17 protein-coding genes and 1 pseudogene are annotated in these 24,607 nt (G+C 44.0%); 13 read left to right on the top strand and 5 right to left on the bottom strand.

Features of this window, described 5'->3' with window-relative positions; all coding sequences use genetic code 11:
* Position 1 precedes the first annotated feature (1 nt).
* Positions 2-2,113, top strand: a complete 2,112-nt coding sequence (mdoH, locus tag ACO05V_RS17340; protein ID WP_421854402.1) for a glucans biosynthesis glucosyltransferase MdoH — start codon at positions 2-4, stop codon at positions 2,111-2,113.
* A 285-nt stretch (positions 2,114-2,398) separates the two neighbouring features.
* On the opposite strand, the gene ACO05V_RS17335 is transcribed toward mdoH, so the two are convergent.
* Both ACO05V_RS17335 and ACO05V_RS17330 read right to left on the bottom strand, forming a co-directional pair.
* Positions 2,399-3,331, bottom strand: a complete 933-nt coding sequence (locus ACO05V_RS17335) for a LysR substrate-binding domain-containing protein (RefSeq protein WP_421854399.1) — start codon at positions 3,329-3,331, stop codon at positions 2,399-2,401.
* A 33-nt stretch (positions 3,332-3,364) separates the two neighbouring features.
* Positions 3,365-5,119, bottom strand: a complete 1,755-nt coding sequence (locus tag ACO05V_RS17330) for a SulP family inorganic anion transporter (protein ID WP_421854396.1) — start codon at positions 5,117-5,119, stop codon at positions 3,365-3,367.
* Positions 5,120-5,462: 343 nt separating this feature from the next.
* Here ACO05V_RS17330 and ACO05V_RS17325 point away from each other — a divergent pair, with 343 nt between their 5' ends.
* The 3 genes from ACO05V_RS17325 (at position 5,463) to ACO05V_RS17315 (ending at position 9,731) form a co-directional block, all read left to right on the top strand.
* Positions 5,463-6,401 carry a TAXI family TRAP transporter solute-binding subunit gene (locus ACO05V_RS17325; protein WP_421854393.1) on the top strand — a complete coding sequence of 313 codons (939 nt, stop codon included), beginning with the start codon at positions 5,463-5,465 and terminating at the stop codon, positions 6,399-6,401.
* Positions 6,402-6,474: 73 nt separating this feature from the next.
* Complete coding sequence (locus ACO05V_RS17320; RefSeq protein WP_421854390.1) at positions 6,475-8,418, top strand: TRAP transporter permease; 1,944 nt, start codon at positions 6,475-6,477, stop codon at positions 8,416-8,418.
* Positions 8,418-9,731, top strand: coding sequence for a sulfatase (locus tag ACO05V_RS17315; RefSeq protein WP_421854387.1), 1,314 nt, complete (start codon positions 8,418-8,420; stop codon positions 9,729-9,731). The genes ACO05V_RS17320 and ACO05V_RS17315 overlap by 1 nt, the downstream gene beginning before the upstream one ends.
* A 67-nt stretch (positions 9,732-9,798) precedes the next feature.
* Here the strand turns inward: ACO05V_RS17315 and ACO05V_RS17310 are convergent, their stop codons facing one another.
* The gene (locus tag ACO05V_RS17310; RefSeq protein ID WP_421854384.1) at positions 9,799-10,203 is read right to left on the bottom strand and encodes a VF530 family DNA-binding protein; all 405 of its coding nucleotides are present in this window, start codon (positions 10,201-10,203) and stop codon (positions 9,799-9,801) included.
* 571 nt (positions 10,204-10,774) lie between these two features.
* Here ACO05V_RS17310 and kdpA point away from each other — a divergent pair.
* The 6 genes from kdpA to ACO05V_RS17280 all read left to right on the top strand — a co-directional run bounded on the left by kdpA (position 10,775) and on the right by ACO05V_RS17280 (position 20,197).
* Positions 10,775-12,505, top strand: coding sequence for a potassium-transporting ATPase subunit KdpA (gene kdpA / locus ACO05V_RS17305; protein WP_421854381.1), 1,731 nt, complete (start codon positions 10,775-10,777; stop codon positions 12,503-12,505).
* A gap of 13 nt (positions 12,506-12,518) precedes the next feature.
* Positions 12,519-14,519 (top strand): potassium-transporting ATPase subunit KdpB, encoded by a 2,001-nt coding sequence (gene kdpB, locus ACO05V_RS17300; RefSeq protein ID WP_421854378.1) that lies wholly within the window; start codon positions 12,519-12,521, stop codon positions 14,517-14,519.
* Positions 14,520-14,521: 2 nt separating this feature from the next.
* Complete coding sequence (gene kdpC, locus ACO05V_RS17295) at positions 14,522-15,133, top strand: potassium-transporting ATPase subunit KdpC (RefSeq protein WP_421854375.1); 612 nt, start codon at positions 14,522-14,524, stop codon at positions 15,131-15,133.
* 112 nt (positions 15,134-15,245) lie between these two features.
* The gene (locus ACO05V_RS17290) at positions 15,246-17,906 is read left to right on the top strand and encodes a DUF4118 domain-containing protein (protein ID WP_421854372.1); all 2,661 of its coding nucleotides are present in this window, start codon (positions 15,246-15,248) and stop codon (positions 17,904-17,906) included.
* A 4-nt stretch (positions 17,907-17,910) separates the two neighbouring features.
* Positions 17,911-18,588 (top strand): response regulator, encoded by a 678-nt coding sequence (locus ACO05V_RS17285; protein WP_421854369.1) that lies wholly within the window; start codon positions 17,911-17,913, stop codon positions 18,586-18,588.
* Between the two features lie 40 nt (positions 18,589-18,628).
* Positions 18,629-20,197 carry an NAD(P)H-hydrate dehydratase gene (locus ACO05V_RS17280; RefSeq protein WP_421854366.1) on the top strand — a complete coding sequence of 523 codons (1,569 nt, stop codon included), beginning with the start codon at positions 18,629-18,631 and terminating at the stop codon, positions 20,195-20,197.
* 85 nt (positions 20,198-20,282) lie between these two features.
* On the opposite strand, the pseudogene ACO05V_RS17275 reads toward ACO05V_RS17280, so the two are convergent.
* Both ACO05V_RS17275 and ACO05V_RS17270 read right to left on the bottom strand, forming a co-directional pair.
* Positions 20,283-20,531, bottom strand: a pseudogene (locus ACO05V_RS17275) (formaldehyde dehydrogenase, glutathione-independent); the annotation flags it as partial.
* 476 nt (positions 20,532-21,007) lie between these two features.
* Complete coding sequence (locus ACO05V_RS17270) at positions 21,008-21,922, bottom strand: LysR family transcriptional regulator (RefSeq protein WP_421854363.1); 915 nt, start codon at positions 21,920-21,922, stop codon at positions 21,008-21,010.
* Positions 21,923-22,140: 218 nt separating this feature from the next.
* On the opposite strand from ACO05V_RS17270, the gene ACO05V_RS17265 reads away from it, so the two are divergent.
* From ACO05V_RS17265 to ACO05V_RS17255, 3 genes are all read left to right on the top strand, one after another.
* The gene (locus ACO05V_RS17265) at positions 22,141-22,278 is read left to right on the top strand and encodes a hypothetical protein (protein ID WP_421854360.1); all 138 of its coding nucleotides are present in this window, start codon (positions 22,141-22,143) and stop codon (positions 22,276-22,278) included.
* 145 nt (positions 22,279-22,423) lie between these two features.
* Entirely contained in the window at positions 22,424-23,581 is a 1,158-nt protein-coding gene (locus ACO05V_RS17260; protein ID WP_421854357.1) for an alpha/beta hydrolase family protein, read from the top strand.
* Positions 23,582-23,602: 21 nt separating this feature from the next.
* On the top strand, positions 23,603-24,556 hold the full coding sequence (locus tag ACO05V_RS17255; RefSeq protein WP_421854354.1) for a VOC family protein: 954 nt from the start codon (positions 23,603-23,605) through the stop codon (positions 24,554-24,556).
* Positions 24,557-24,607 lie beyond the last annotated feature (51 nt).

The raw sequence follows: 24,607 nt of genomic DNA, 5'->3' as shown, positions 1-24,607 counted from the left end.
CATGTTATTAAAGGATCGCTCTACAAAATTAGCATTACCGCAAACTTCCCCTTTGGATATGCCTCGTCATGCCGTTGATGAAGTGCCCCAAGCTCGTAAGAAAAGGCTGCAAAGTTTTGTCATTACGACACTTCTTTCGCGCTTGTTTGTTTTAGTGACGACGGCTGGACTGTCTTGGTACGGCGCCACTGAAATGTACAGTGTGCTAAATACCAATGCGATTGCAGGTTTGCAGTGGGCATTCTTGGTGTTGTTTTGTATTAACTTTACTTGGATTTCCTTTGCATTCTCTCAAGCAACACTGGGCTTGCTTTTCCAGCTGTGGCCTTTTTCTTATACTCGCAAAGAACAAGATGTAGAAGGCGTTACGGCTATTTTGTTGCCTGTCTACAATGAAGATCCTTTGCGTATTCGCGCCAATATCCAAGCCATGCATGAAGACCTGATGAAACAAGCTCCGGGCAAATTTGCGTTCTTCATTCTAAGTGATACCAACCGAGCCGATGCATGGATTGCCGAGGAGCAAGCGTTTCGTCCTTTGCTAAATGACGATGCGGCGGCTTGTCCTATTTATTACCGTCGTCGTTACAACAATGCTGAGCGTAAAGCCGGTAATATTGCTGAATGGGTGACGGGTTATGGCGGCGATTATGAATGCATGATTGTGTTGGATGCCGACAGTCTAATGGGCGCCGAGTGCTTAATTTCTCTGACTCGTCGTATGGCGGCAGAACCTGGTTTGGGTTTGATTCAAACCTTGCCAACTATTATTCGCGCCAATACTTTATATAGCCGCATTCAGCAGTTTGCCAACCATTGTTTTGGTCCTATTTATGCTTCTGGTTTGGCGGCGTGGCATGGTTATTCTTCTAACTTTTGGGGACATAACGCCATTATTCGCACCAAGGCATTTGCCGAGGCTTGTGGCTTGCCTGTTTTAGAAGGTAAGGCGCCTTTTGGTGGCCATGTGATGAGCCATGACTTTATGGAAGCAGCATTATTGCGCCGTGCCGGCTGGGGTGTACGTTTTGATACGGATTTGAAAGCGTCGTATGAAGAAGCACCACCGTCGCTGGTGGATGTGATTGTACGTGATCGTCGTTGGTGTCAGGGTAACTTGCAGCACAAAGCCTTTGTGTTTGCTAGAGGTTTTCACTTTGCGACTCGCTTACATTTGATGTCTGGCATCATGTCATACCTGAGTGCTGTTTTCTGGTTGATGTTGATCGTGGTGGGTTTTGCCTTGGCGGTTCAGGCGTACTTTGTTCGTCCTGAGTATTTTGCTAATCCATCCTTGTTTCCAACATGGCCGGTGTTTGATTTCGAAAAAGCGCGTTCTTTGTTCGTCTTGTCCATGGCCTTGGTGCTAGCACCTAAAGTGTATGGTTGGTTGTCCGCAATGTTGAACTTTCGTCGTTGTATGCAATTTGGCGGTCCGATATTACTGACCTTAAGTACCTTGGTAGAGACAGTGTTATCGGCTTTGTATGCACCTATTCTGATGTTGTCTCAATTCCAAGTTGTTTATGACGTCTTTAAAGGCCGCGACAGTGGTTGGAAACCTCAGTCTCGCGATGACGGTGCAACGTCATGGAAAGTGGCAGCTCGAGCGCACTGCAGCCATACTTTGTTGGGTATTGGGCTTGCTGGTGGTGCTTTATTCTTAAGTATCGAATTGTTCTATTGGTCTTTGCCGATTAGCTTTGGTCTAATTTTGTCTATTCCATTATCTTGGATCAGTGGCGGTGCTAAACGTGGCAATGTGATTCATTATTTGGGTCTTATGCGCGCACCAGAAGAAAAGCGTCCGCACCCAATTATTAACATGCAAAGTCGCTATGATGAAGCACAAAGCGAGCTAGATTTTGATGGTGCTTTGTCTTCTTTAAAACGTTTGTCATCTGATTCGGCTTTGTTTTACTGGCATTTAGCTCAAATGCCAGAAGATGAACCAAACAAAGAATTTTGCCGCGCATGGATATGTGCCGAATGGCAGATTATCAACAGCGACAACATTCAAAGCTTGCTAGATCATCTTAATGAGAAAGAGTGTCTTGCTATCTTGCAACACCGAGAGCTGATGGCGGCAATGGAAAAATACTTGCCAGAATAATACTAGATGGAAGTCCTTATAAGCTGACCATTCGTAAAGGCATGATTGTTGCCGGACGAACAGAGGCGATTCAAGACCGTATCATCAAAGATTTTCAGTCTATCGACGTTATGAAGTAAGAGTAAAACAGAGTGAATACTTGTAATGCTTTGAATTATTCTGCATTTTAATTGCGGGGTAAGTTTTTGATATTTAATTTCAAAGACGACAAATGACTTTTTAAAATAGGATCATTCCTCTTATGAGAGAAGTCATAAAATCCGAGGGGCGCTAGGGTCCGGACTCTTAAATAGGGGAGCTTTTTTGATTTAGTGTTAGTTCTGAGAAAACCTGATGGGTGATTCTGTTGAAAGACTGATAGGCAAATTGTTCTTTTAAGGAATCTGAACACATGATATATATATTTCTTTCGATAGGCATAACATCTTCTAAATTGATTTCTTTCACCGAGTAGGCGTCTTTAATCACAGAGACAGGGAAGTGAGGTAAAGCCGCGAGATGTCGACCAGTAGACAGCATTTTCATGATCATAATGGCATCATTTCTAAAGACAACTTTTGTTCTTGTGCTGTGGATACCATAGGATGTAAACATTTCAGTTGTTTGTTTCTCGAAATACGAGGCAATGCCTAAACTAAGCCAATCAAGTTCGGCAAAATCCTCAATCTGAAGGTTTTTCTTGTTTGCGAGTGGGTGACTTTCTCCACAAAAAATACCAATTCTATCTTCGATGATGAGTTCGCGATGGAGGTTTTCAGTGATTTTATCTGAAGGCTGCGGAGCAATAATAATATCGAATTGATCATCCATTAGACCTTCTAAGGCGATTGAAGGGTTAAGACAAGTAACGGTCATTGCAATATCTGGTTGTTCAGCCAACATTCTTTCAATAATGACAGGCAATATCTCCATCGCAAGTAATGAGCCAGTTGCGATACGTAAATTGTGTTTGATGCCTAACTTATATCGAGAGACTTGTTCTTTTGCTGAGCTAAGCCTGCGGGTAATAGCCCGACCTTCTCTCGCCAAAGATTCGCCAATAGGAGTACTCGAAACACCAAAACGACTTCTTGTAAATAACTGAGCTCCAGCCTGCATTTCAAGGGTTGCCATGGCTCTCGTTAGAGTCGGTTGAGCAATGTTTAAATGCTCTGAGGCAGCGGTAATAGAGCCCTTTTCTAGAATGACAGATAAATAAATAAGATGTTTTGATTCCATTAGTTGGGACCTATAAAGACTTTTTTAAAATTGTTATTTTATTTGATCAGCTGGAAAGCTAGCACATTCATTGAAAATACGCGCACTACAATGACGACACTTTTCTTTATTGATATGTTCTAGAATCCCTGTGATGGCGTCTTTTGTATTATTGGTTAGATAAGCTGATAGAAAAGATTTGAATACTGGCATGGACCTAATCTCATCTAAGACGGTGCCTTTTAGGGAGCAAATCCTGACACAGCCACCTAACTTTTCAATTCGTGTTATTTCGGACTCGAGTAAATGGACACCTGAAGCATCCATAAAATTGATGCCTTTGGCAACTATGATGAGATGCTTTGTATTGTCTTTAATAAGTTTATGTATTTCTTTCTGTACATAATCCACAGAGCCAAAATACAGTGATCCATCTATACGGATTATTTTTATTTGTGGACAGACTTCCAGCGAATACCGGTGAATATTTCGAATAATTCTATTTTCGGCATCTTGTATGGGGGCAACTTCAATAATTTTTGGCCTTGATGTACGGCGAAGGTAAAAGCCAATAGATAAAATAATGCCAACATAGATAGCAAGCTCTAATTGTATAAACAGCGTTGAAAGAAAAGTGCCAGATAGAATGATGGCTTCTGCGTGACTGAGTTTAATCGTCTCTATAATTTCCTTTCTATTAATTAAATTCCAAGCAATTAACAGTACGCTTCCTGCCATAGCAGGAAGGGGTAGATAGGCGGTAGCTTTAGGGATTAAAGCAATTACGATAGCAACAATAATGGCCGCATATACAGCGGATAAAGGACTAACTGCTCCGGCATCATAATTGGCGCCAGAGCGTGTGAAGGAGCCAGAGCTAGGGTAGCAAGAGAAAAAACCGCCTGCTAAATTTGATATGCCTTGTCCAATAAACTCTTGGTTGCCATCAATAATTTGTTTTGATCGAATAGAAATGGCACGAGCAATGGATACGGCTTCAATTAAACCAAGTAATGCCACAGCGAAAGCACCTGAAAACAAGCTATGCAAACTTGAGGGTGAGAGATCCGGTAAGGATAGCTGTGGCAGTGTTCCTGGCATACTTTGTACCATTGCAACCCCATGAACCTGGCCATCCAGCAATAGGCTGATGATGCTGCCAAGAACCATACCTATTAATAAATTTGGGAGTTTTTTATTAATAAGCTTGATGACCAGTGAGGTTATTAAAGTGACGATTCCAATTACTAATGCGTAGATATTCAGTTCGCTACAGTGTTCGATTAGCGCACTTATCTCATCGACGAATGATAGGTTTGACGACAGCTTGATACCTAAAAAATGTTTTATTTGGCTGGTGGCAATTAGAATAGCTGCGCCAGTTGTAAAGCCAATAATTACGGTATGAGAAATAAAATTGACCAAAGCTCCAAGTCGAAGAGCGCCTAAAGAAAACTGTATCAGACCTGTTAAAAACGAAAGAGTCACCACGATTGTCATTTGCTCTGCGACGGATGAGTAGCCTATTTGCTGCACTACAGAGGCGACAACAATAGATAAAGCTGCAGTAGGTCCTGAAATCATATGAAACGAGCTACCAAAGAGAGCTGCAACGGATGCTGAAACAATGGCTGTATAGAGTCCAACTTCAGGAGGTAATCCTGCAATATAAGCGTATGCAACGCCTTGAGGTAGGACTAACACCGCCCCAGTTATGCCGGCTATGAGATCTTTTTTTACTGTTGCAGACGTTTGCTGTCGTATCCAAGTAGAAAAAGGAAATAAGACCGACAAGATGGCTTGAAGCATGATGATTCCATTACGAGTGAAGGGCGACGCCCTTAGTTAGCAAGTATTTTGGATGAATATCAGACGTCCATTTCTCCAAATGATAAAACAGAAGCTTTTAATCTTGTAATGCTAAATAAGATATCCAATCAATCATTAATGAATAACTCATTTTTTTAGTATTCATTAATGATTGATCAATATCTCAAAATGACATTTTACGGATACTAAAATTGGGGGTAGATTGTTTTCATAGCTAGACAAAAAAAATAATATCGAGCCGGAGAACAATAAAATGTATAACCCTAGAAAACTTCTTAAAAATGGATTGTGTGCTGTTAGTGTCATATTCGCTAGCTCCTTCATGGCTTCAGTTGCTCAAGCTGAGCAAATTGGTATGGAATCGGCTACGCCTAACAGTCTTCTTGGTATGTTTCCTCAAGCCATGGCACCTTACTGGTCTAAACAGGGTGTTGATATTCAATTATCTCTGAATCAGACATTAACTAAATCGCTTTTGAAAATTGGGCAGGGGAGTTTAGACTCGGCCGTTATTCCTCCATTAGCCTTCACTGCTATGCAAAAGGGTGTCGGCCCTTATGCAAGGATGGCGGATAAAGCGATGTCTTTATCTGAAAATGTACGGGGCTTATTTACGTTACCGGGTAGCTATTATCATGCCATTACTCGAGCTGACTCAGGCATTCATAGCTGGGCTGATGCGAGAGGTAAGCGAGTTTATATCGGACCACCAGCTGGTGCGGCTAACTCGCAAATTATTAGTTTAGCAGCGGCTGGTGGACTTGCCGAAGGAGATTGTGAAGCGATCAAAGCGCCTTGGGGAGCAGCAGCCCAAAGCTATCAGGATGGGCAGTTTGATGTATTTGTCGGTACGTTTAGCTTAGGTTCTCAGTCCTTAGCGGAGCTGAGCCTTTCAAATGATATTCGCCTTCTTGGAATACCTGGCGAAAAGATGATGCCACCAAAAGGTTTGGGGATGCAGCCAGCTGAAATTCCAGCGAATACTTATCCTGGTCAGGTTAACACGGAATCAGTATTAACTTGGCAAACCATTATGATGATGGCCGTCAAAAAAGATCTCTCTGATGATATCGCCTATACATTGACAAAGCAGTTTGTCGAGCAGCGCTTGGCTTTGGCAAAATCAAATTCCCTTTTTAATGATCTACTAACGACTGATTATTTTGTCGGCGTTAATGCACCTCTTCATCCTGGGGCTGTGCGTTATTATCGAGAAGCAGGGATTGCTATTCCAGAAGAGTTATTGCCTCCTCAGTCGTAATAGTTCTTCGATAATCTTTTTATACAATTTTTCATTAAACAAAGAGCTTGCTCTTTGTTTAAGGGAGCTTCTTATGCTTTTTTCTTCTCGTCTTTTACTGAGACTTGTTTCGGCAGTCATTGTCATATTGAGTTTGATAATATGCTTATATGGCCTTGCGAATGTGATGCCTGCTATTGGTGATTTTCGTATAGGGCCATTTCCTCTGGTGTTTTTTAGAGCCACTTTTTTTGCCTTGTGTATTGTCACCATTGCTTTTTCGATGATGGAAAGCTATCTGCTTGGAAAAACCAATATATTGGTAGCGGCTATCAGTACGGCATTCATGTTCGGCATGTTGTGGTGTTGCTGGTCGTTTTACCAGATTAGTAGTGCGTTAGATGATGGCATGTTCTTATTCGGTTCTAGCGAAATGTGGATTGCGGTCTTAGCATCAGCCGGCGCATTGTTTTTTTGTTGGCGCATTTGGGGTGTTCCGGTCGCTTTACTTGGCGTTATCGGGATTTTATACATGGCAACCGGGCAATATTGGCCAGGGCCTCTACAAACCGTTAGTCACGATGTTAATGAAACATTGGCACAAAACCTTCTGTATAGCCTAGATACCGGTATTTTAGGCAGTACTTTTGCAATCGTTATTACAACAGTATTTCCCTTCATCATTCTTGGCGCATTATTAGAAGGTGTTGGTGCGGGCGACTCGATGATCCGTATTGCTTTTCATTGGATGAGAAAAACAGCGGGTGGTCCAGCTCATGCGGCGGTGTTGTCTTCTGCCTTGTTTGGGACGGTTTCTGGTAGCGCAGTAGGTAACGTGGTAGGAACCGGGGTGATCACTATTCCCATGATCAAGCGTCGCGGTTTTTCTGCCAATTTCGCTGGAGCCGTTGAAGCTTCTGCTTCTACCGGTGGGCAAATCATGCCACCAATAATGGGGGCTGCAGCTTTGGTTATGGCGGACTTTGTTGGTGTCAACTACATGACCGTTATTATTGCTGTGTTAGTGCCATCCATTGCCTATTACGCCAGTTTATTCGCTATGATTGTCTTTGAATCTCGTCGTCTAGATATTAAAGCCGATGATGAGTTTGAAGGCGTTGATAAGGCAAATAAGCAAGACTACTTAAATCTTTTACTGATTTTTATCCCTCTCATTATTATTGTGGCTTTGTTGTTGTATGGACTATCACCATCAGGCGCTTCTATAGCTGCATTAGCTTGTTTGTTTCCGCTAAGTTTTATAAATCCGGATATCAGAGCTAAGCCCGTAAAATTGATACAAAGCCTTTCTGTTGGTGGCAGAACTTTTGCTGGTTTGCTGATGGCCATTGCAGCGGTGAGTATTGTAATTTCTGCTCTTTCTGCCACAGGTGTTCCAGTCAAGTTTAGTGTGCTGCTGTCTAGTATTGTGTCTAATTCTTTGCTGGTTTCATTACTGCTTGCAGCGCTTTGCTGCATTGTTCTTGGCATGGGAATGCCAACCTTACCTGCTTATGTCACAGTTGCAACGATCGCCATTCCAGCCATGGAGCAGCTTGGTCTGGCACCACTTACAGCGCATATGTTTGTATTTTTTATCGCTGTAGGGTCGGCTATTACTCCTCCTGTTGCTATTGCCGCTTTCGCGGCAGCTAGCATTGCGAAAGGGGGGCCAATTGGAACTTCCGTTCAGGCGTCTAAAGTCGGCATCATGATTTTTGTCATTCCATTCACCTTTGCTTTTAACCCTTTATTGCTCACTGTCACTGACTCTGGCGTTAATTTCGAGTTAATTCCTTGGTTATGGCTATTGGTAAAGTTAGCGGTTGGAATTTTACTGATGGCGACAGCTTTGACGGGATTTCATGCTCACAAATTGCGCTTTTATGAGGTAGCGGCGCGATTGAGTGCGGCAATTCTATTATTTGCTCCTGGTCTTTTATGGGACCAGATCGGCATTTTATTAGCCATCTTTTTATGGGGTTGGCATTTAAGACATGATTTAAAAATATTGCAGCGTTTTAAGGGAGCAAAATAATGACTAATATTATATACATTGTCGCTGATGATCTTGGTTACGCAGATTTAGGTTGCTACGGAGGGCGTGAGGCTCAGTTTGGTCAGGTATCACCGAATATAGATAAGCTGGCAGAAGAGGGCATGATATTTCTGGAGGGGTATGCGAACTCTCCTGTTTGTTCACCCACTCGTTTTGCTTTGATGACGATGGCTTATCAGTATCGCCTGCGTGGTGCTTTGGAAGAACCTATTAATAGTAAGAGTATAGGTAGTTCTACGTTAGGTTTGCCCCCACATATCCCTACCTTGCCATCTCAGCTTAAAAAAGCGGGTTACTATACTGGGTTAATGGGGAAATGGCATCTTGGTTATCCTCCCCATTTTGGACCGCGATCTTCAGGCTATGATGAATTTTTTGGTATTATGGCGGGTGGCGTTGATTATTTCTCTCATAAAAGTGGTCATGGAGATCATGACTTGTGGATTAATGAAGAAGAGCATAAAGAGATAGGCTATTTGACAGACCTCATCTCAGAGCACTCTCTAGATTTCATTAATCGCAGAGTAGAAGAAAGTCCTGAGCAGCCATTCTTTTTAAGTATTCACTACACAGCACCTCACTGGCCTTGGGAAACCCGAGACGATGCGCATTTGGCGGATAACCTTTCTACTTTATTTCACCTTGAAGGTGGCAACATCCATACCTACAGAAAAATGATCCACCACATGGATGAAGGTATCGGACGTATCATGGAAACCCTAGAGAAACATGGTATAGCGGATGACACGTTAATTGTGTTTACCAGTGATAATGGCGGTGAACGTTTTTCTGATAATTGGCCTTTGGTAGGAGGCAAGATGGACCTAACTGAAGGCGGGATTCGCGTACCTTGGGTGGTACGTTGGCCTGGGGTTGTGAAAAAAGGCAGCGTTAGCATGCAGCATTGTATGACGATGGATTGGTCTCGTACTTTACTTGAAGCAGGTAACGGTCAATTTGATCCGAATTATCCTGTTGATGGAGTGTCACTTATGCCAGTGCTGAAAGGTGAGGTAGAGCGTTTTGAGCGACCCTTATATTGGCGTATGAAACATCGTGGGCAGCGAGCTCTACGACTAGACGATTGGAAATACTTAAAAGTTGATGAGCATGAGTATTTATTTAATATAACGGATGATGCTCGTGAGCGAGCTAATTTAGCGAAACGACACCCCGAAAAACTCGTTAGTATGAGACAGCAATGGCTCGATTGGAACAACACCATGCCTGCTATACCTGAAGATGCTGTGGTGAGTTTAGGTTACAGTGTGGCGGATATGCCGCAAAGGTAAGTTGTTTAACGACTCATTGCTTTCAAACTAAGCCAGTACTTTGTTATAAAGTGCTGGTTTTCCATATTTATTTACGATTCCGATAGCTTCTTGACTTGCCATGCTCAGCCGCTTTTAGTGCCTGCTTCTCTCTTACGCGTTCGGCATCTTCGAAACTCAATTCTGCTGGTTCTCGGGGCGTTTGGCCTTCTGGAATAATGCGTTTTCGAGGTGGCAGATCAAACTGCTCAGATGACACTCGTGGCAGGTTTTTAAATTTATAGAGATAGAAAATTTCCACCTTTTCCCTTGCCCAGTCAGTTTTCTTGAGAAATTTCACACTGGATTCAATGCTCGGGTTAGTTTTGAAACAGTTGATGTTCAGGTAAGCGTAGAGAATCTCAAAACCATAGTAATCAACTAGTTGGGTGAGTAGCTCTTGTAAACCCAAGCCATGGAGCGGGTTGTTTTCGTAGTTGATCTCGTCGTTCATAAAAGTGTCCGGTAATAAGTAGAATAATTTAAAATGCATTAGAAAGCGTCATCATACCTGTGGCAGCCAATACAATATAGTAAAGCTTAACTTCAGTCGCTGTTGAAATATGTTAAAGATTTTAATCCTAATGGGCTTCGCTGATGCTTTTGGGAGTGATGCTCAGTTGCACTTGGATCAGAGGCTATTTCGTCAAACAACTCTCTTACCCAAAAGATACATCGGAACTTTTACTGTTTATTCGCATGGCGAGTTGGATAGAAACACGGCGAGCCCGTTAGCAAGCTTCGTGATGCCAAACCTTACTCGATATGTTTCCTCTTCATTAATTAAGTCATTGCACTTTATTTAGCCACGTGACGCCAAGTCTTCTAAAGCAAATTTTACGAAAAAATTATGCTTTCCACTTTTATGTATCTGGATATTTTACGCCATAGGCTTTTACTTTAATGGTCTGGTTTTTAATTGAGGATAGCGGAGATGGGTTGGTTACTGTTGTTACTTATTGGCGTTTTAAGCGCTGTACTTATTGTCGCCATGTTGGCACCTGAAAAGTTCTGAGGTATCACTTATGGAAATAATACTGATTTGTTCATTGGCTTTATTGCTGGCGTGGCCTCTTGGTCATTACATGACTGGGATATTTTCTGCTGGGCCACATTGGAGTGATAAGGTATTTCTGCCGTTTGAGAACGGCATATTCAAATTGTTAGGTATTCGAGCAACGCAAGGAATGGACTGGAAAAGCTATGGTGCTGCTTTTCTTTTGAGTAATCTCGTGCTTGGCATAGTGGCGTATTTTTTGTTGCAGTTTCAGCATTTACTCCCCCTCAATCCAAATAATATTGGGCCATTGAGTTGGGATCTTGCTTTACATACAGCTGTGTCCTTTTTGACGAATACGAATCAGCAGCACTATTCAGGGCAGGCCCAGCTTAGCTATTTAAGTCAAGGTTTTTTAATTGTGACATTGCAATTTGTCACGCCTGCTATGGCGCTGGCTGTGTGTGTGGCTATTTTACGAGGCATGATGGGGGGCCGTGACGTAAAGGAGGCGAAAGAAGGTGAGGAACGAGATTTAGGCAATTATTATCAGGATACGGTAAGAGTCGTTTTGCGCTTGATGTTGCCTTTGGCCGCGGTGGTTGCCGTATTGTTAGCAAGCCAAGGCGTGCCATCAAGTTATCAAGCGAGTCCAACAGTACCTGTATTAGAACAGGGGCAAAATTTGACTGAGCAAACCATTCCTCTTGGGCCTGTGGCATCAATGGTTGCTATTAAGCAGCTTGGTACTAATGGTGGCGGTTGGTTTGGGCCAAACAGCAGTAATCCGTTAGAAAACCCAACACCTGTCAGTAATGCCATTCAAACAATTGCTATCGTACTAATACCAATGGCAGTGGTGTTTATGGCGGGTGGGTTATTACGACGCCGTGGTTTTACTTTCTTGTCATTGTCGGTCATGGGCGGGCTCAGCTTAGTATTTATTGCTGCCGCAGTTTACAGTGAGCAACAACCTAATGTGGCATTTACAGGTTTAGCGCAACAAGCGGGAAATATGGAGGGAAAAGAGGTTCGCATTGGCACAGATTTGTCCGCACTTTGGGCCACTTTTACCACACAAACTTCTAATGGCTCAGTTAATGCCATGCACGATTCGTTGAATCCAATCGCAGGCTTAGTGACTCGTTCAGGCATGCTAATTAATGGTATCTGGGGCGGAATCGGCTGTGGCTTTGTGAATTTTCTGGTGTATGTCTGGCTGGCGGTGTTTATAGCTGGGCTGATGATTGGCCGTACACCGGAGATTTTTGGCCGCAAGCTAGAGAAACGTGAAATAAGCTGGCTTGGTGTTTTGCTAGTCTTACCAAGTGCGGTGATTTTGACATTCACTGCAATTACGGTTGCCTTCCCTGTGTTGACTGGTAACTCTAATCCTGGACTACATGGTATTGCGCAGGTTTTCTACGAATACACGTCGGCTTTTGCTAATAACGGTTCTGGTTTTGAAGGGCTTGGTGATGATACGACATGGTGGAATATATCCTGTGTGGTGGTATTGATTTTAGGTAGATATTTGCCTTTGGTGATTCCGTTATTAATTGCAGGTTCTTTGGCGAAGAAGCGTTTAGTTCCAACCAGTGCAGGAACCTTGCCACTCTTTAATCCTACTTTTGCAGTGACTTTGGTAACCGTCATTCTCATTGTTAACTTTCTTTCTTTTCTTCCATCTATGGTGCTTGGTCCTATTGGCGAAGCTCTTGAATTGTCGCAGCAAACAGCGGCCGTTTTAGGTCAATAAGCAGGTGAATAAAATGAATAATACGTCGACCTTTACACAAGCTAGTTGGCAAGCATTTGCCAAATTACATCCTAAATTAGCGATAAAGAATCCAGTTATGCTAGTGGTTTGGGTAGCTACTTTGTTAGCCATTGTGATGACCGGGCAGCAGATATCGGCTGGGGAGAGCTTTGGTTTTGCTCTGGCCAGTAGTTTGATTTTGTTTTTTACCCTTTGGTTTGCAAACTTTGCAGAGGCTATTGCGGAGGCGCGTGGCCGAGATCAGGCAAGCAGTTTAAAAGCCACTCGTCGTGATTTAAAGGCTCTGAAACTGGATGGTCTCAATGAACAGACAATTTCGGCCAGTCAGCTTAAAGCCGGTGACAAAGTGTTGGTCAATGCTGGGGAGTTAATTCCTGCTGATGGTGAAATTGTTATCGGAGTGGCAACCATTAATGAGTCGGCGTTGACCGGCGAGTCAGCCCCAGTATTACGCGAAGCTGGTACAGATCATTCAGGTGTTATTGCGGGTACTAAGGTACTAAGTGGGACTATTACCGTGCAGGTTACGGCGGAAGCCGGTAATAGTTTTTTAGATAAAATGATCAGTCTAGTAGAAGGCACAAACCGACAAAAAACACCGAACGAACTCGCTTTAACTGTGCTTTTAGCAGCCTTAACTTTAGTGTTTTTAATTGCCGTCGCTACGTTACCGGCAATGGCAAGCTTTGTTGGTATCGAGCTTGATTGGCTGATGCTCATAGCGTTAGTCGTTTGTTTGATTCCAACCACAATTGCGGGCCTATTACCTGCGATTGGTATTGCTGGGATGAACAGAGCGTTAGCGGCCAATGTCATTGCAAAGTCGGGTAAGGCCGTCGAGGTGGCAGGTGATATTGATACCTTGTTGTTAGATAAAACAGGCACTATTACGTTTGGTGATCGTCAAGCAACGGCTTTTTTAACCGTATCTGGGGTGACAGAAAACGAATTAATTGCAGGAGCCTTATGGAGTTCATTGCAAGACCCAACACCTGAAGGGAAATCTGTGGTGCGTTTAGCCAGTGAATTGGAACAGGACATCCCGCAGTTAGCTGGTGATGAAGAGTTTACTCCGTTCAGTGCGCAAACTCGCTTGTCAGCGATAGCAAAGCCAAATGGCGATATTTGGGTCAAAGGGGCATCCGATGCGGTTAAAGGGTGGGCACAAGATCGTGGGTTAAGCGTGCCTTCAGGTTTGGATTCGTTAGTGACTAAGGTGGCTCAGCAGGGTGCGACACCTTTGGTTGTCGCTAGCCAAAAAGGTATTTTGGGTGTTATTCAACTTTCCGATGTGATTAAACCCGGTGTCGCAGAGCGTTTTGCTGAGCTAAGAGCGTTAGGAGTTCGTACTGTAATGGTAACAGGTGATAACCCTATAACGGCAGGGGCTATTGCTGCGGTAGCAGGTGTTGATGACTTTGTTGCAGAAGCTAAGCCAGAAGACAAACTGGACTTGATTCGCAAAGAGCAGGCTCAAGGACGATTGGTGGCGATGGTAGGTGATGGAACCAATGACGCTCCTGCCTTAGCTCAGGCTGATGTCGGCTTAGCGATGAACTCTGGTACACAAGCGGCGAAAGAAGCTGGCAACATGGTGGACCTAGATTCGGATCCGACTAAGCTACTATCCGTGGTGGCTGTTGGTAAGCAAATGCTGATTACACGAGGGGCTTTGACGACCTTTTCGTTGGCTAATGATGTGGCGAAATACTTTGTTATTGTGCCTGCGGTATTTGCGACTGCCATGCCAAGCATCGCCGCGTTGAATGTGATGCAGCTGCCGGACCCAAAAATAGCCGTATTATCCGCGTTGATTTTTAATGCGCTTATTATTCCTGCACTTATTCCATTGGCTTTAAAAGGCGTAAAAATAAAAGCCATCAGTGCCGAGAAGTTATTGCGTAATAATATGCTGATTTTTGGTTTGGGGGGGATCGCTCTGCCTTTTGTGGCGATTAAGTTGATTGACGTATTATTGAACGGAGTATTTTAAGCATGAATACAATGAAAAGTATCTATGGTAGTAAGGCTTCGCAACCACCTATATGGCGACCTGCCTTGGGACTGGCAATTATTATGTTAATCCTGTGTGGCGGTTTTTATGCCACGGCGGTGACCAGTTTTGCTGGTATGCTTTTCCCTCAGCAAGCAACTGGGAGTTTGGTAACGCAAAACGGTAAGCAAATAGGCTCAGCATTAGTGTCTCAGCCATTTAGTGCCGCTTATTACTTCCATGGTCGTCCTAGCAGCGCAGATAATGACCCAATGGCAACGGGTGGTAGCAATCTGGCACCATCTAACCCAGAATTACGAGATCGAGTAGCTCAAACCAGCGCAGCTCTAACTCAGGAGTTTAAGGTGAGTTCATCACAGCTTCCGGTTGATTTGTTGGCCAGTTCTGGTTCTGGGGTAGACCCGCATATATCTCCAGCCGCGGCTTTACTGCAGGTGAAAACAGTCGCTATAGCAAGAGGCATCACACCGTCACAGCTTGAGCAATTGGTGCTGCAGCATATAGAAGCGCCTCAATGGGGGATATTTGGACAACCCAGAGTAAATGTATTGTTGTTGAATCTGGCGTTGGATACGCAGTATCCACGTCAATAATTTTCTGTATTAATAAATAACAAAAGGTGCCTGTTTTCGATTAGATAGCAGGCACTGTTTTTTTTTATCTAATGATAAATGGGTTTATCACCGCATTTGAGAGGGAAAAACCATGGCGATTGATTCACGCAGCCAAAAGGCCGATGCTCTTTTGAAAGGTTTGCAGAAGAAAGAAGGTGGTCAACTAAAAATTTTTTTAGGGGCGGCTCCCGGTGTAGGCAAAACCTGTGGCATGCTTAATGCGGCTAAGGAACGTGTACAGCAAGGTGTTTCTGTAATGGTGGGGCTGATTGAAACTCATGGACGAACAGAAACTGAAGCCTTGCTGCAAGGCCTGAGTATACTGCCTCGTCGTGAGCTGGAGTATCATGGTCAGTGTTTAACAGAATTTGATCTAGACGCTGCGCTGGCAGAAAAACCGCAGCTCATATTGGTCGATGAACTTGCCCATACTAATGTACCAGGCAGCCGACATAAAAGGCGATATCAGGATATTGCGGAGCTTTTAGCAGCAGGTATTGATGTCTATACCACGCTTAATATCCAGCATATCGCAAGCCTTAATGATTTAGTGCTGCAAGTCAGTGGGATAAGAGTAAAAGAAACGGTGCCGGATCAGTTTATAGATCATGCCCAAGAGTTGGTCTTTGTGGATTTGGCTCCCAATCATCTTTTAGATCGACTGTCGCAGGGGAAAGTCTATTTGTCTGATTATGCTGAGCAGGCCGTACAGCAATTCTTCCAATTGGAAACCCTAACTGCGCTTCGCGAAATGGCAATGAAGCTGGTGATGAGCCATGTTGATACGCAACTAAAAATCGAGCAGGAGGCGAAAGACCGAAGTAGCGACTATCTGATTAAAGATAAGGTTTTGGTATTGATTTCAAATCGGCGCGATCATGAGTATCTGATTCGTGCTGGTCGACGTATGGCAGAAAAGCGTCAAACACCCTGGTTAGTGGTCTGGGTCGATACTGGGCAAGCTCAATATCAGGCAGAGCAGAAGCGACTGCAATCGGCTTTTGCATTGGCTAGAGAGCTGGGGGCGCAGACGGATATTCTTCGTGGTCCTTCGACTAAAGAAACGGTTTTGCCTTATTTAACTGAGCATCGTATTAATACAGTGCTGGTTGGTGCGGGGAATAAACGTTGGTTTCAGCCTTGGCGACAGCCCTTATATCAGCAGCTGATAAACAGTGGTCTGCCTTTGGAAGTTTCCGTTTGGCGTGTCGGTGAACGAGAGCAAGCGACGAAAGTCTCTTTATACACATCGACAACTTTTGGGCAAAAAAGAGGGTATGTTTATGGTCTCCTGTTTACACTTGTTGCTAGTCTTTTTGCTCAAGGTCTAACGCCATGGCTGCAAAGCGGTAATTTGGTATTGGTTTATGTGTTGTTTGTCGTGTTATGTGGTCTCAAATTTGGGGCTCGGCCTGCTATTTTTACCGCTTTGCTGTCATTTCTCAGTTTCAATTTTCTATTAACCGAGCCGTACTATACTTTTTTTGTTAATAAAAATGATGATATCGCCACGCTCTTATTCATGTTGGTCATAGGTATAGTCTGTGGTCCGGCGGCATCACGAATTCGACAGCAATTTTTACTGTTAAAAGAGGCGAATCGTTACAGTGAACTGCAGCGAGATTTTGCTCAGCAATTGACTGTTGTAAATCAAACTGGTGCCCTGTGGGAGATACTGGCAATGCAAGTGAGTCAGGCGTTGCATTGTACGGCTCATGTGGTGTCTTTCGATCAGCATGAAAAAACCATCAGCCCTCCTTTAACAGAGACATTACAGACATTGGACCAAGCGATGATAGATTGGTGTCACCGCCATCAGCAAAGAGCAGGTCGTTTTAGTGATACATTAAACGCCAGTAATTGGGCGGCATTCCCCTTGTTGTGCAATCAGCAAACCATCGCCGTGTTAATACTGAAGTTTTCCTCCGAGCAACAGGTGTTAAGGCAAGATGATACCGATCTATTAGATATTCTTAGTCAGCAAGCCATCAATGTTTGGCAGCGCATTCACCTTAACCGTGAATTAGAAAGCTCTAAGTTAAAAGCTGAAATGGAGCAGTTACGCTCTGCTTTATTGTCTTCTGTATCGCATGACTTACGTTCCCCTTTATCGGCGATGATGGGCTCTGCAGAAAGTCTACAAGTGCTGGGTAGCCAGCTATCCAGTGAAGATCGAAGCGAGCTTTTAGACACCATTGTTCAGGAAAGCAGACGGCTAGATCGCTACATTCAGAATCTATTGGATATGACGCGATTGGGGCACGGTACGTTGAAGTTGGAGCGTGATTGGGTGTCTATTGACGATATTATAGGCAGTGCTAAACAGAGATTGAAACGCTTTTTTCCAGACGTTCAAGTGGATTATCAGTCACAGCCTAATGCGCCATTGCTTTATGCTCACGCAGCGTTATTGGAGCAAGGTATTTTTAATATTCTAGAAAATGCCGCTAAATATACCAAACTGGAAGAGCCAGTACAGGTATTGGTTAGTCAACAGGGGCAGGTGTGTCGTATTGAAATTGAAGACAGTGGTCCCGGTATTGCTAAAGACTTTCGTGAAAAAGTGTTTGATATGTTTTACGTTGTCGCGGATGGTGATAGTAAACGCCATAATACTGGTATGGGACTGGCTATTTGCCGTGGCATGATAGGAGCCCATGGTGGTACGGTCAAAGCTGATGCGGCTCGTGTGGGCAGTGGCTCACGGTTTATTATTGAATTACCCTTACCTGAAATAAAAACAGGAGAATAGGCGATTGCCAGCGCAAATTTTAGTTATTGATGATGAAAATCAAATTCGCAAGATGCTGCGGATTGCCTTAAAAAGTGTCGGTTATGATGTATCTGAGGCGGATTCAGTTGCTTCTGGATTAGCCGCGACAGTAAGGCAACAGCCTGATTTAGTCGTGTTAGATTTGGGTTTGCCCGATGGCGACGGACTTGAATTGTTGGCGGAATTGCGCAGTTTTTCTAAAGTGCCTGTGATTGTTTTATCTGTACGCAGCGGCGATCCAGATAAAATAAAAGCATTGGATTTAGGCGCCCAAGATTATGTTACTAAACCTTTCAGTGTTGAAGAGCTACTGGCCAGAATACGGGCACAACTGCGGGATAGATTGCCGGATGCCACCCCAGTATTGCTTGATGATGGTTACTTGCAAATAGATTTGGCTCGTCGTTTAGTTTGTTGTGAAGGCCGAATTATTGAATTTACGCCGAAAGAATATGCCGTATTAGCAAAGCTTGCTCAGCATAGACAATGTGTTATTACCCAAAAGCAGCTACTAGAGCAAATATGGGGGTTAAGTCATGTACAAGATACGCATTATCTACGTATTATTGTCAGCCATATTAGGCAAAAGATTGGCGATGATCCAACGACGCCTCGGTATCTCATAACAGAAGCGGGTATTGGCTATCGTTTGATGTTATAGCTTAAAGAATCTTTTCTCTTCAGGTTCATAAGGAAAGCAAATGAATCATAAGCCTAATAAAAGCGACAGATGTCTTTTAACCGCAAATGAAATGGGTAGAGCAGACAAAGCCGCTGTAGTGGCAGGTGTGCCTGCGATAGATTTGATGGCGGCGGCTGGAAAAGCGGTAGCCGATGCTGTACTTAATCGTTGGTCAAAATGTTCGGTACTAGTGCTTTGTGGACCTGGGAATAATGGCGGTGATGGTTTTGTGGTCGCCAAGCTTTTAAAAGCTGCTGGTTGGCCTGTGCGCTTGGCCTTTTGGGGTTCTGTTGAAAAACTATCGCCTGAAGCTACGCATTTTTTTCATGCTTGGCAAGGAGAAGTTGAAGCGTATTCGGTCGATTTATTAGAGCAAACCGATTTGGTCATCGACGCCATGTTTGGAGCGGGTTTGACTTGCCCTTTAGAAGGCAAAGCTCGCAACATGGTTGATTCCATGATTGAGCGTAAAATACCAATTTGTGCGGTGGATGTTCCTAGTGGTGTTGATGGCACAACGGGCGCTGCGCTTGGCAAGGTTGCCCCTGCAGAGTTAACCGTGACTTTTTTTCGTAAAAAGCCAGGGCATTTATTGTTTCCCGGACGAAGTTTATGCGGTGAACTTGTCGTTGCTGATATTGGCATTCCTGTGACTGTGCTGGACGAGTTGAATCTTCAAACATGGGAAAACAGTCCAGAGCTTTGGTACCGAGATTATCCTTGGCCACAGTTGGATGGACACAAGTTTCATCGCGGCCATGCGTTGGTGTTTGGTGGTGAAAACATCACAGGAGCGAGTCGTTTAACGGCTCGTGGTGCTATGCGAATCGGCGCGGGTTTGGTCACCTTAGCTGTGCCGATTAAAGCTTGGGCTGTCTATGCCACTGCGATGACTAGTGTGATGGTGGCGAAGTTAGAACAGAGCCAAGAAACAGAAGACTTTGAAGAGTTGTTATTAGACCCACGTCATAATGCCATTGCAGTTGGGCCGGGGGCTGGTTTGGCTGGCTTCGAAAGCATTCGTACACGCAAAATTGTTATGACGGCACTTGCTAGCAATCGTGCGACTGTATTGGATGCCGACGCTCTCAGTGCCTTCGTCAATGATCCGCAAGTACTTTTTGGCGCTATTCATGGACCTTGTGTGATGACGCCCCACGAAGGCGAGTTTGCGCGTTTATTTCCTAAGATTAATAAAAGCCCTGAAATTAATAACAGTCCAGACATCAGTGAAAGCCACCCTGACGACAAATTAACGCGTGCTCGACTTGCTGCCAAATTAAGCGGCGCCGTCGTAGTGTTAAAAGGCGCAGATACCGTGATTGCGTCTCCTGATGGTCGGGCGATTGTCAATTCAAACGCGCCAGCGGATCTGGCAACCGGTGGATCAGGAGATGTATTGGCAGGCTTTATCGTTGGATTGCTTGCTCAAGGTGTTGAGCCTTTTTATGCCGCAGCGGCTGCGGTTTGGCTGCATGGTGAAGTCGGCAATGAGATTGGAGCAGGGCTTATTGCCGAAGATTTACCCGATCATCTTCCGAAAGTATTATCTGCTTTTAAGAAACAATATTTTCCATCAAAAAAGTAAGATGAGTAAAAAGACCTTGCCCTGTTAACGTCATTTTTATGTGTTAGCGGGACAAGGCCTTTTTTAGTTTAGTAATTCAGTTTTATCAACTTACCATTTTGTGTGGATCGATAACGAATTTCTTCGCTGCGCCGCCATCAAAGTCTGCATAGCCTTGTGGTGCTCGATGGTATTTCATCACTGGACATTGGCCAGTATGAAGCGAATGAGATTTCGCCCAACCTAGACCAAAACGCATGCTCAAACTGCCTTGTTCTGCCGCATCGTCAGTGGCACCTGGATCTTCTGTGACGTACAGACCAGGAATACCAATTTGTCCACCAGCGCGTGTCATCGTTTAGACAAATACCGGTTTTGCCTTCTTTACAGTTACGGCAACGACCGCAGGCAATGTTAAAAGGTACAGACACCAAATCACCAACCTTGATAAATAACACCTCGGTTTGCGTGATTATGCATATGGACATCCTTTTTTGCTGTTGTTTTTGTTGTGTGCACGACTGGTTATTTTGTCACCAGCTATAAAAAGAATAGTCCCTTGAACGACAGAAAAGCATGTTGAAAACGACGCAAATGCAACAGATTCTCAGTTTTCCTCATTTTGTGCTCTATTACGATTATCAAGCATAAGTATCCATCAATACATCCAGCATAGCTGCAGCGGTTATGGATAGGTTGGATCTGGGTTGGCAAATCACGCCAACTCGTACATATGCTATCGCCGATCTCAGACGGCTAATGTTTCTGAGTTAAAAGGCGAGGTGTTGCTCTATTTAGTTGAGTTGATGAAGAGGATTTATTTATAAAAAATCATTCATCATCCATGTCAACCGCAGCTTGTTTTAGTGTGTTTCTTAGCCAAATTAAGCCTTCATCGTTGTTGCGGTATTGGTGCCATTGCATGCATTGTTGCATTGGTGGAATAGCAAAAGGCAGCGGCAGAATTTTTAGTGGCCAGACTTTGGCCATTTTTTTAGCCAGTCTTGCGTGAATGGTGGCGATGTTTTCTGATCCAATAACCAAAGCAGGAAGAGACGTAAAGCTAAAAGTTGTCGCGATCAGGCGACGTTTGATGCCATATTTTTGCGCAAAAGTCGTCTCAAAGAAGTCCTTTTTTATGCCCGCTGGGCGCATTAGAACGTGGCCTGCTTCTGCGTACTTTTCTGTGGTTAATTCACCTTGTGCAATCTGGCTATGAGCCCAAACGACACACACAAACTCTTCCTCATAAAGGACTTCGCTCGGGTGTTCTGTGGACATAAAATCAGAGGGAATAATAAGTAAGTCGGCTTTGCCTTGTTCAAGCTGAGCATGAGGATTATCGACTTGTGCTAAAAACTGAAAACGCGCGCTGCTTTTTTCTTTGCCGACAATTTCTAAGGCGTGAGGGACAAGCACGGTTTGTGTGTAGTCCGAACAAAAGAAGCTGAAAATACGGTCTGTGGTTTGGGCATTAAAGCTGGGTTGAACCAAGATTGTGCTTTCAATATTGTTCAAAGCATTGCGAACTTGAACCTTTAAGTTTTCTCCCAATGGTGTAATGACCATCTTACGTCCAATCTGCGTTAACAAATCATCCTGAAAATATTCTCGTAATCGTGACAGAGAATTACTGAGAGCAGATGGGCTCATATTGAGCTTTTCTGCTCCCTTAGTGATGCTTTGCTCGATTAAAAGAGTATCCAGCGCGACTAATAAATTCAGGTCCAGTTTCTTAAAACGCATCGAGAGATCCCTCAAATTTGGTCATTTTTATTATTCGAGACCTTTAAGGAGCGGCTTTATTAACATGAGTTTTGCTCGCAACTTTGTGAATAGGTCTTAGTTGATCATTCGATGGTATCGAATGGTTGATTTAGTTTAAAGGGTTTTTCTGAAAGGTTGCACTCATTTACATTGTTTCTGTTCTCAAGGATAAAAATAAACTAAATGAGGAAGAGCCAATGCCTGTATTTCATTCCATCCAGTATCAATATGTCGATGTATTGCCATCTATCGACATGACTTCCCCAAACCCCATTCAGATCGTTGTGGTTTCTCGAGACGGCTTCTCCCCCAGTATTTGTGATTGCCTGACTTAGGTAAAGGGCGCGACTTTTATTTTTATTGCCGTCGAGCGTTGATGACGACCTCGTGAATTTTTGTCCTTAGATATCAGTTTTTACAAAGAATATTTAAACAATAAACCTCAGCCAATTGGCTTTTATAGAACAATTTGGAGAACTTATGTTTCGTTATTTCCCTAGCAATTATCCATGGGATCTTTCTATTAATCTTGCGTTAGAAATGGGCGCGCGGATTGGTGAAATTGAAGAAATGTGTGCACCGCTGCAAGAAGCGGCTAAAGCGAAAGATGCAGCTGGCTCTAAGGCTTTCCGTGAGAGCTGGGAACGCATGGCTGACAAATTATGTGAGCTAGCAAAAGAAGACGAAGCACGTGGTCGTCTTATTTCTGCAGGGGATAAATACGGTCGCGCCGCAACTTATTACTCAACAGCAGAACGTCTTCAAGGCCATGGTTCAGAAGGCCGTGAGGCGCTATATCAACGTTTTCAAGAGGTGTTTAACCTTGGGTTGAAATTGGCTAATGAAAATTGCGAGCGCGTTGAGATTCCATATGAAGGCAAACACCTTTCTGCTTTGTATGTTCGAGCTGAAGGCGTACAAGGCAAAGCACCAGTACTTGTACAAGTGAATGGTTTGGATTCCACAAAAGAAATGAAATACCGCGTTGGATTGCCTCGTTGGTTGGCGCAACGTGGTGTGTCGTCTTTGATCGTCGATCAACCAGGCACGGGTGAGGCGATTCGTTTACAAGGTTTGACGGCTCGTTATGACAGCGAACATTGGGCTAGTCGAGTTGTGGATTGGTTAGAAACTCGTGAAGAAATTGATGCGAAACGAATTGGTATGGAAGGCGTGTCGCTAGGGGGTTATTACTGTCCTCGTGCGGTGGCATTCGAACCAAGATTTGCTTGTGGTGTGGTTTGGGGTGCGAACCATGACTGGCGAGATGTACAAAAACGTCGTCTAGAAAAAGAAGGCAGCTTCCCTGTTCCTCATTATTGGGAGCATGTGCGCTGGGTTTGGGGAGCAAAAGACATGGATGAGTTTATGGAGATCGCTGAGAAGGTTCACCTTGATGGTGTGTTGGATCGTATCAAGGTGCCATTCCTTGTAACTCATGGGGAAAAAGACTCACAAATTCCATTGAAATGGGCACACCGTACTTATGAGCAATTGGTTAACAGCCCAAACCGAGAGCTGAAAATTTTCACTGATCGTGAAGGTGGTGTTCAGCATTCTAGTTTTGATAATTCCGCCAACGCTGGTGCATACATCGCCGATTGGGTGGCGGAAACACTTCATGGTCATACGGCCTAAGCCTTTTTAAGGAGAATAATAATGAAAATAATAGGTTTAGAAACCATCGTTTTTGGTGTTGAAGACATTGCTGCTTGTTCAACGTTTTTAACTGACTACGGTTTATTTCCAGTGGATGTGACGGAAACTGGCGGACGTTTTGAAGCGTTAGATGGCACAGCTGTAGTTTTGGCTCATGCTTCAGATAGCAGTCTTCCAGCCAGTATTGGTAATGGTTGCATGATGCGAAAAACGGTCATGGGCGTTGCCGATGCCGCGACAATTCAAGCGATTACTGAAGAGTTAAGCAAAGACCGCGAAGTTAAAACCTTAGCGGATGGTTCAATCGAATCCACGGATGACTCAGGTTTTGTGATTGGTTTCCAAGTAACAACACGCAAAGCGATCAATCTTGCGGGGGAAATTTCCAACGTGCCGGGATCGCCTTTCCAGCGACCTGTTAACCACCGAGCAGTAAACGTTGATGCGGAGCAGATTCGTCCACGTACCTTGTCTCACATTGTGTATTTTGTGCCAGATCCAGTGAAAGCCGAGGCGTTTTATGTGGAGCGTTTGGGCTTTCGTTGTACTGATCGATTTGACGGTGTGGGTCCTTTCCTACAACCAGCGGGAACGCTAGATCATCACACTCATTTCCTAATTGGTGCGCCACCATTTATGCAAGGTGTCGAACATTTCACGTTCCATTTTGGTGGACCAACTGAGGTAATGCAAAACGGTTCTCGTTTTATCGAAAAAGGCTATCAAGCCTTTTGGGGACCGGGTCGTCATGTCTTAGGATCGAACTGGTTTTGGTATTTCAATAGTCCTTTTGCTTGTCATATCGAAATGGATGCAGACATGGATTTGCACGACAAAAATTGGGAGCCTCGCGTTTCTCCAATGGGAGCCGATGCGTCACAAGCCTTCCTGATGCGTCACAGAAATAAATGGTCTCCGGGCAAAGATACGACTGAAAACGGTGATTATGAATAGAGCCTTGGGCTGTCTCGAGTCGTGACAGCCAATCGTTCTTGAATAACATAA

This window comes from Marinomonas sp. (assembly GCF_965225885.1).
Classification (GTDB): domain Bacteria; phylum Pseudomonadota; class Gammaproteobacteria; order Pseudomonadales; family Marinomonadaceae; genus Marinomonas.
The sequence above is the reverse complement of the archived record's forward strand: the minus strand, read 5'-3'. Positions and strand labels throughout refer to the sequence as shown.

Excerpts from the sequence above, each read along its gene's own strand:
- kdpB (WP_421854378.1), top strand. The coding sequence starts at position 12,519 with ATGAATAATACGTCGACCTTTACACAAGCTAGTTGGCAAGCATTTGCC.
- kdpC (WP_421854375.1), top strand. The coding sequence starts at position 14,522 with ATGAATACAATGAAAAGTATCTATGGTAGTAAGGCTTCGCAACCACCT.
- ACO05V_RS17280 (WP_421854366.1), top strand. The coding sequence starts at position 18,629 with ATGAATCATAAGCCTAATAAAAGCGACAGATGTCTTTTAACCGCAAAT.
- ACO05V_RS17325 (WP_421854393.1), top strand. The coding sequence starts at position 5,463 with ATGGCTTCAGTTGCTCAAGCTGAGCAAATTGGTATGGAATCGGCTACG.
- ACO05V_RS17260 (WP_421854357.1), top strand. The coding sequence starts at position 22,424 with ATGTTTCGTTATTTCCCTAGCAATTATCCATGGGATCTTTCTATTAAT.
- ACO05V_RS17310 (WP_421854384.1), bottom strand. The coding sequence starts at position 10,203 with ATGAACGACGAGATCAACTACGAAAACAACCCGCTCCATGGCTTGGGT.
- ACO05V_RS17270 (WP_421854363.1), bottom strand. The coding sequence starts at position 21,922 with ATGCGTTTTAAGAAACTGGACCTGAATTTATTAGTCGCGCTGGATACT.
- ACO05V_RS17290 (WP_421854372.1), top strand. The coding sequence starts at position 15,246 with ATGGCGATTGATTCACGCAGCCAAAAGGCCGATGCTCTTTTGAAAGGT.
- ACO05V_RS17255 (WP_421854354.1), top strand. The coding sequence starts at position 23,603 with ATGAAAATAATAGGTTTAGAAACCATCGTTTTTGGTGTTGAAGACATT.
- mdoH (WP_421854402.1), top strand. The coding sequence starts at position 2 with ATGTTATTAAAGGATCGCTCTACAAAATTAGCATTACCGCAAACTTCC.
- ACO05V_RS17265 (WP_421854360.1), top strand. The coding sequence starts at position 22,141 with ATGCCTGTATTTCATTCCATCCAGTATCAATATGTCGATGTATTGCCA.
- ACO05V_RS17335 (WP_421854399.1), bottom strand. The coding sequence starts at position 3,331 with ATGGAATCAAAACATCTTATTTATTTATCTGTCATTCTAGAAAAGGGC.
- kdpA (WP_421854381.1), top strand. The coding sequence starts at position 10,775 with ATGGAAATAATACTGATTTGTTCATTGGCTTTATTGCTGGCGTGGCCT.
- ACO05V_RS17315 (WP_421854387.1), top strand. The coding sequence starts at position 8,418 with ATGACTAATATTATATACATTGTCGCTGATGATCTTGGTTACGCAGAT.
- ACO05V_RS17330 (WP_421854396.1), bottom strand. The coding sequence starts at position 5,119 with ATGCTTCAAGCCATCTTGTCGGTCTTATTTCCTTTTTCTACTTGGATA.
- ACO05V_RS17320 (WP_421854390.1), top strand. The coding sequence starts at position 6,475 with ATGCTTTTTTCTTCTCGTCTTTTACTGAGACTTGTTTCGGCAGTCATT.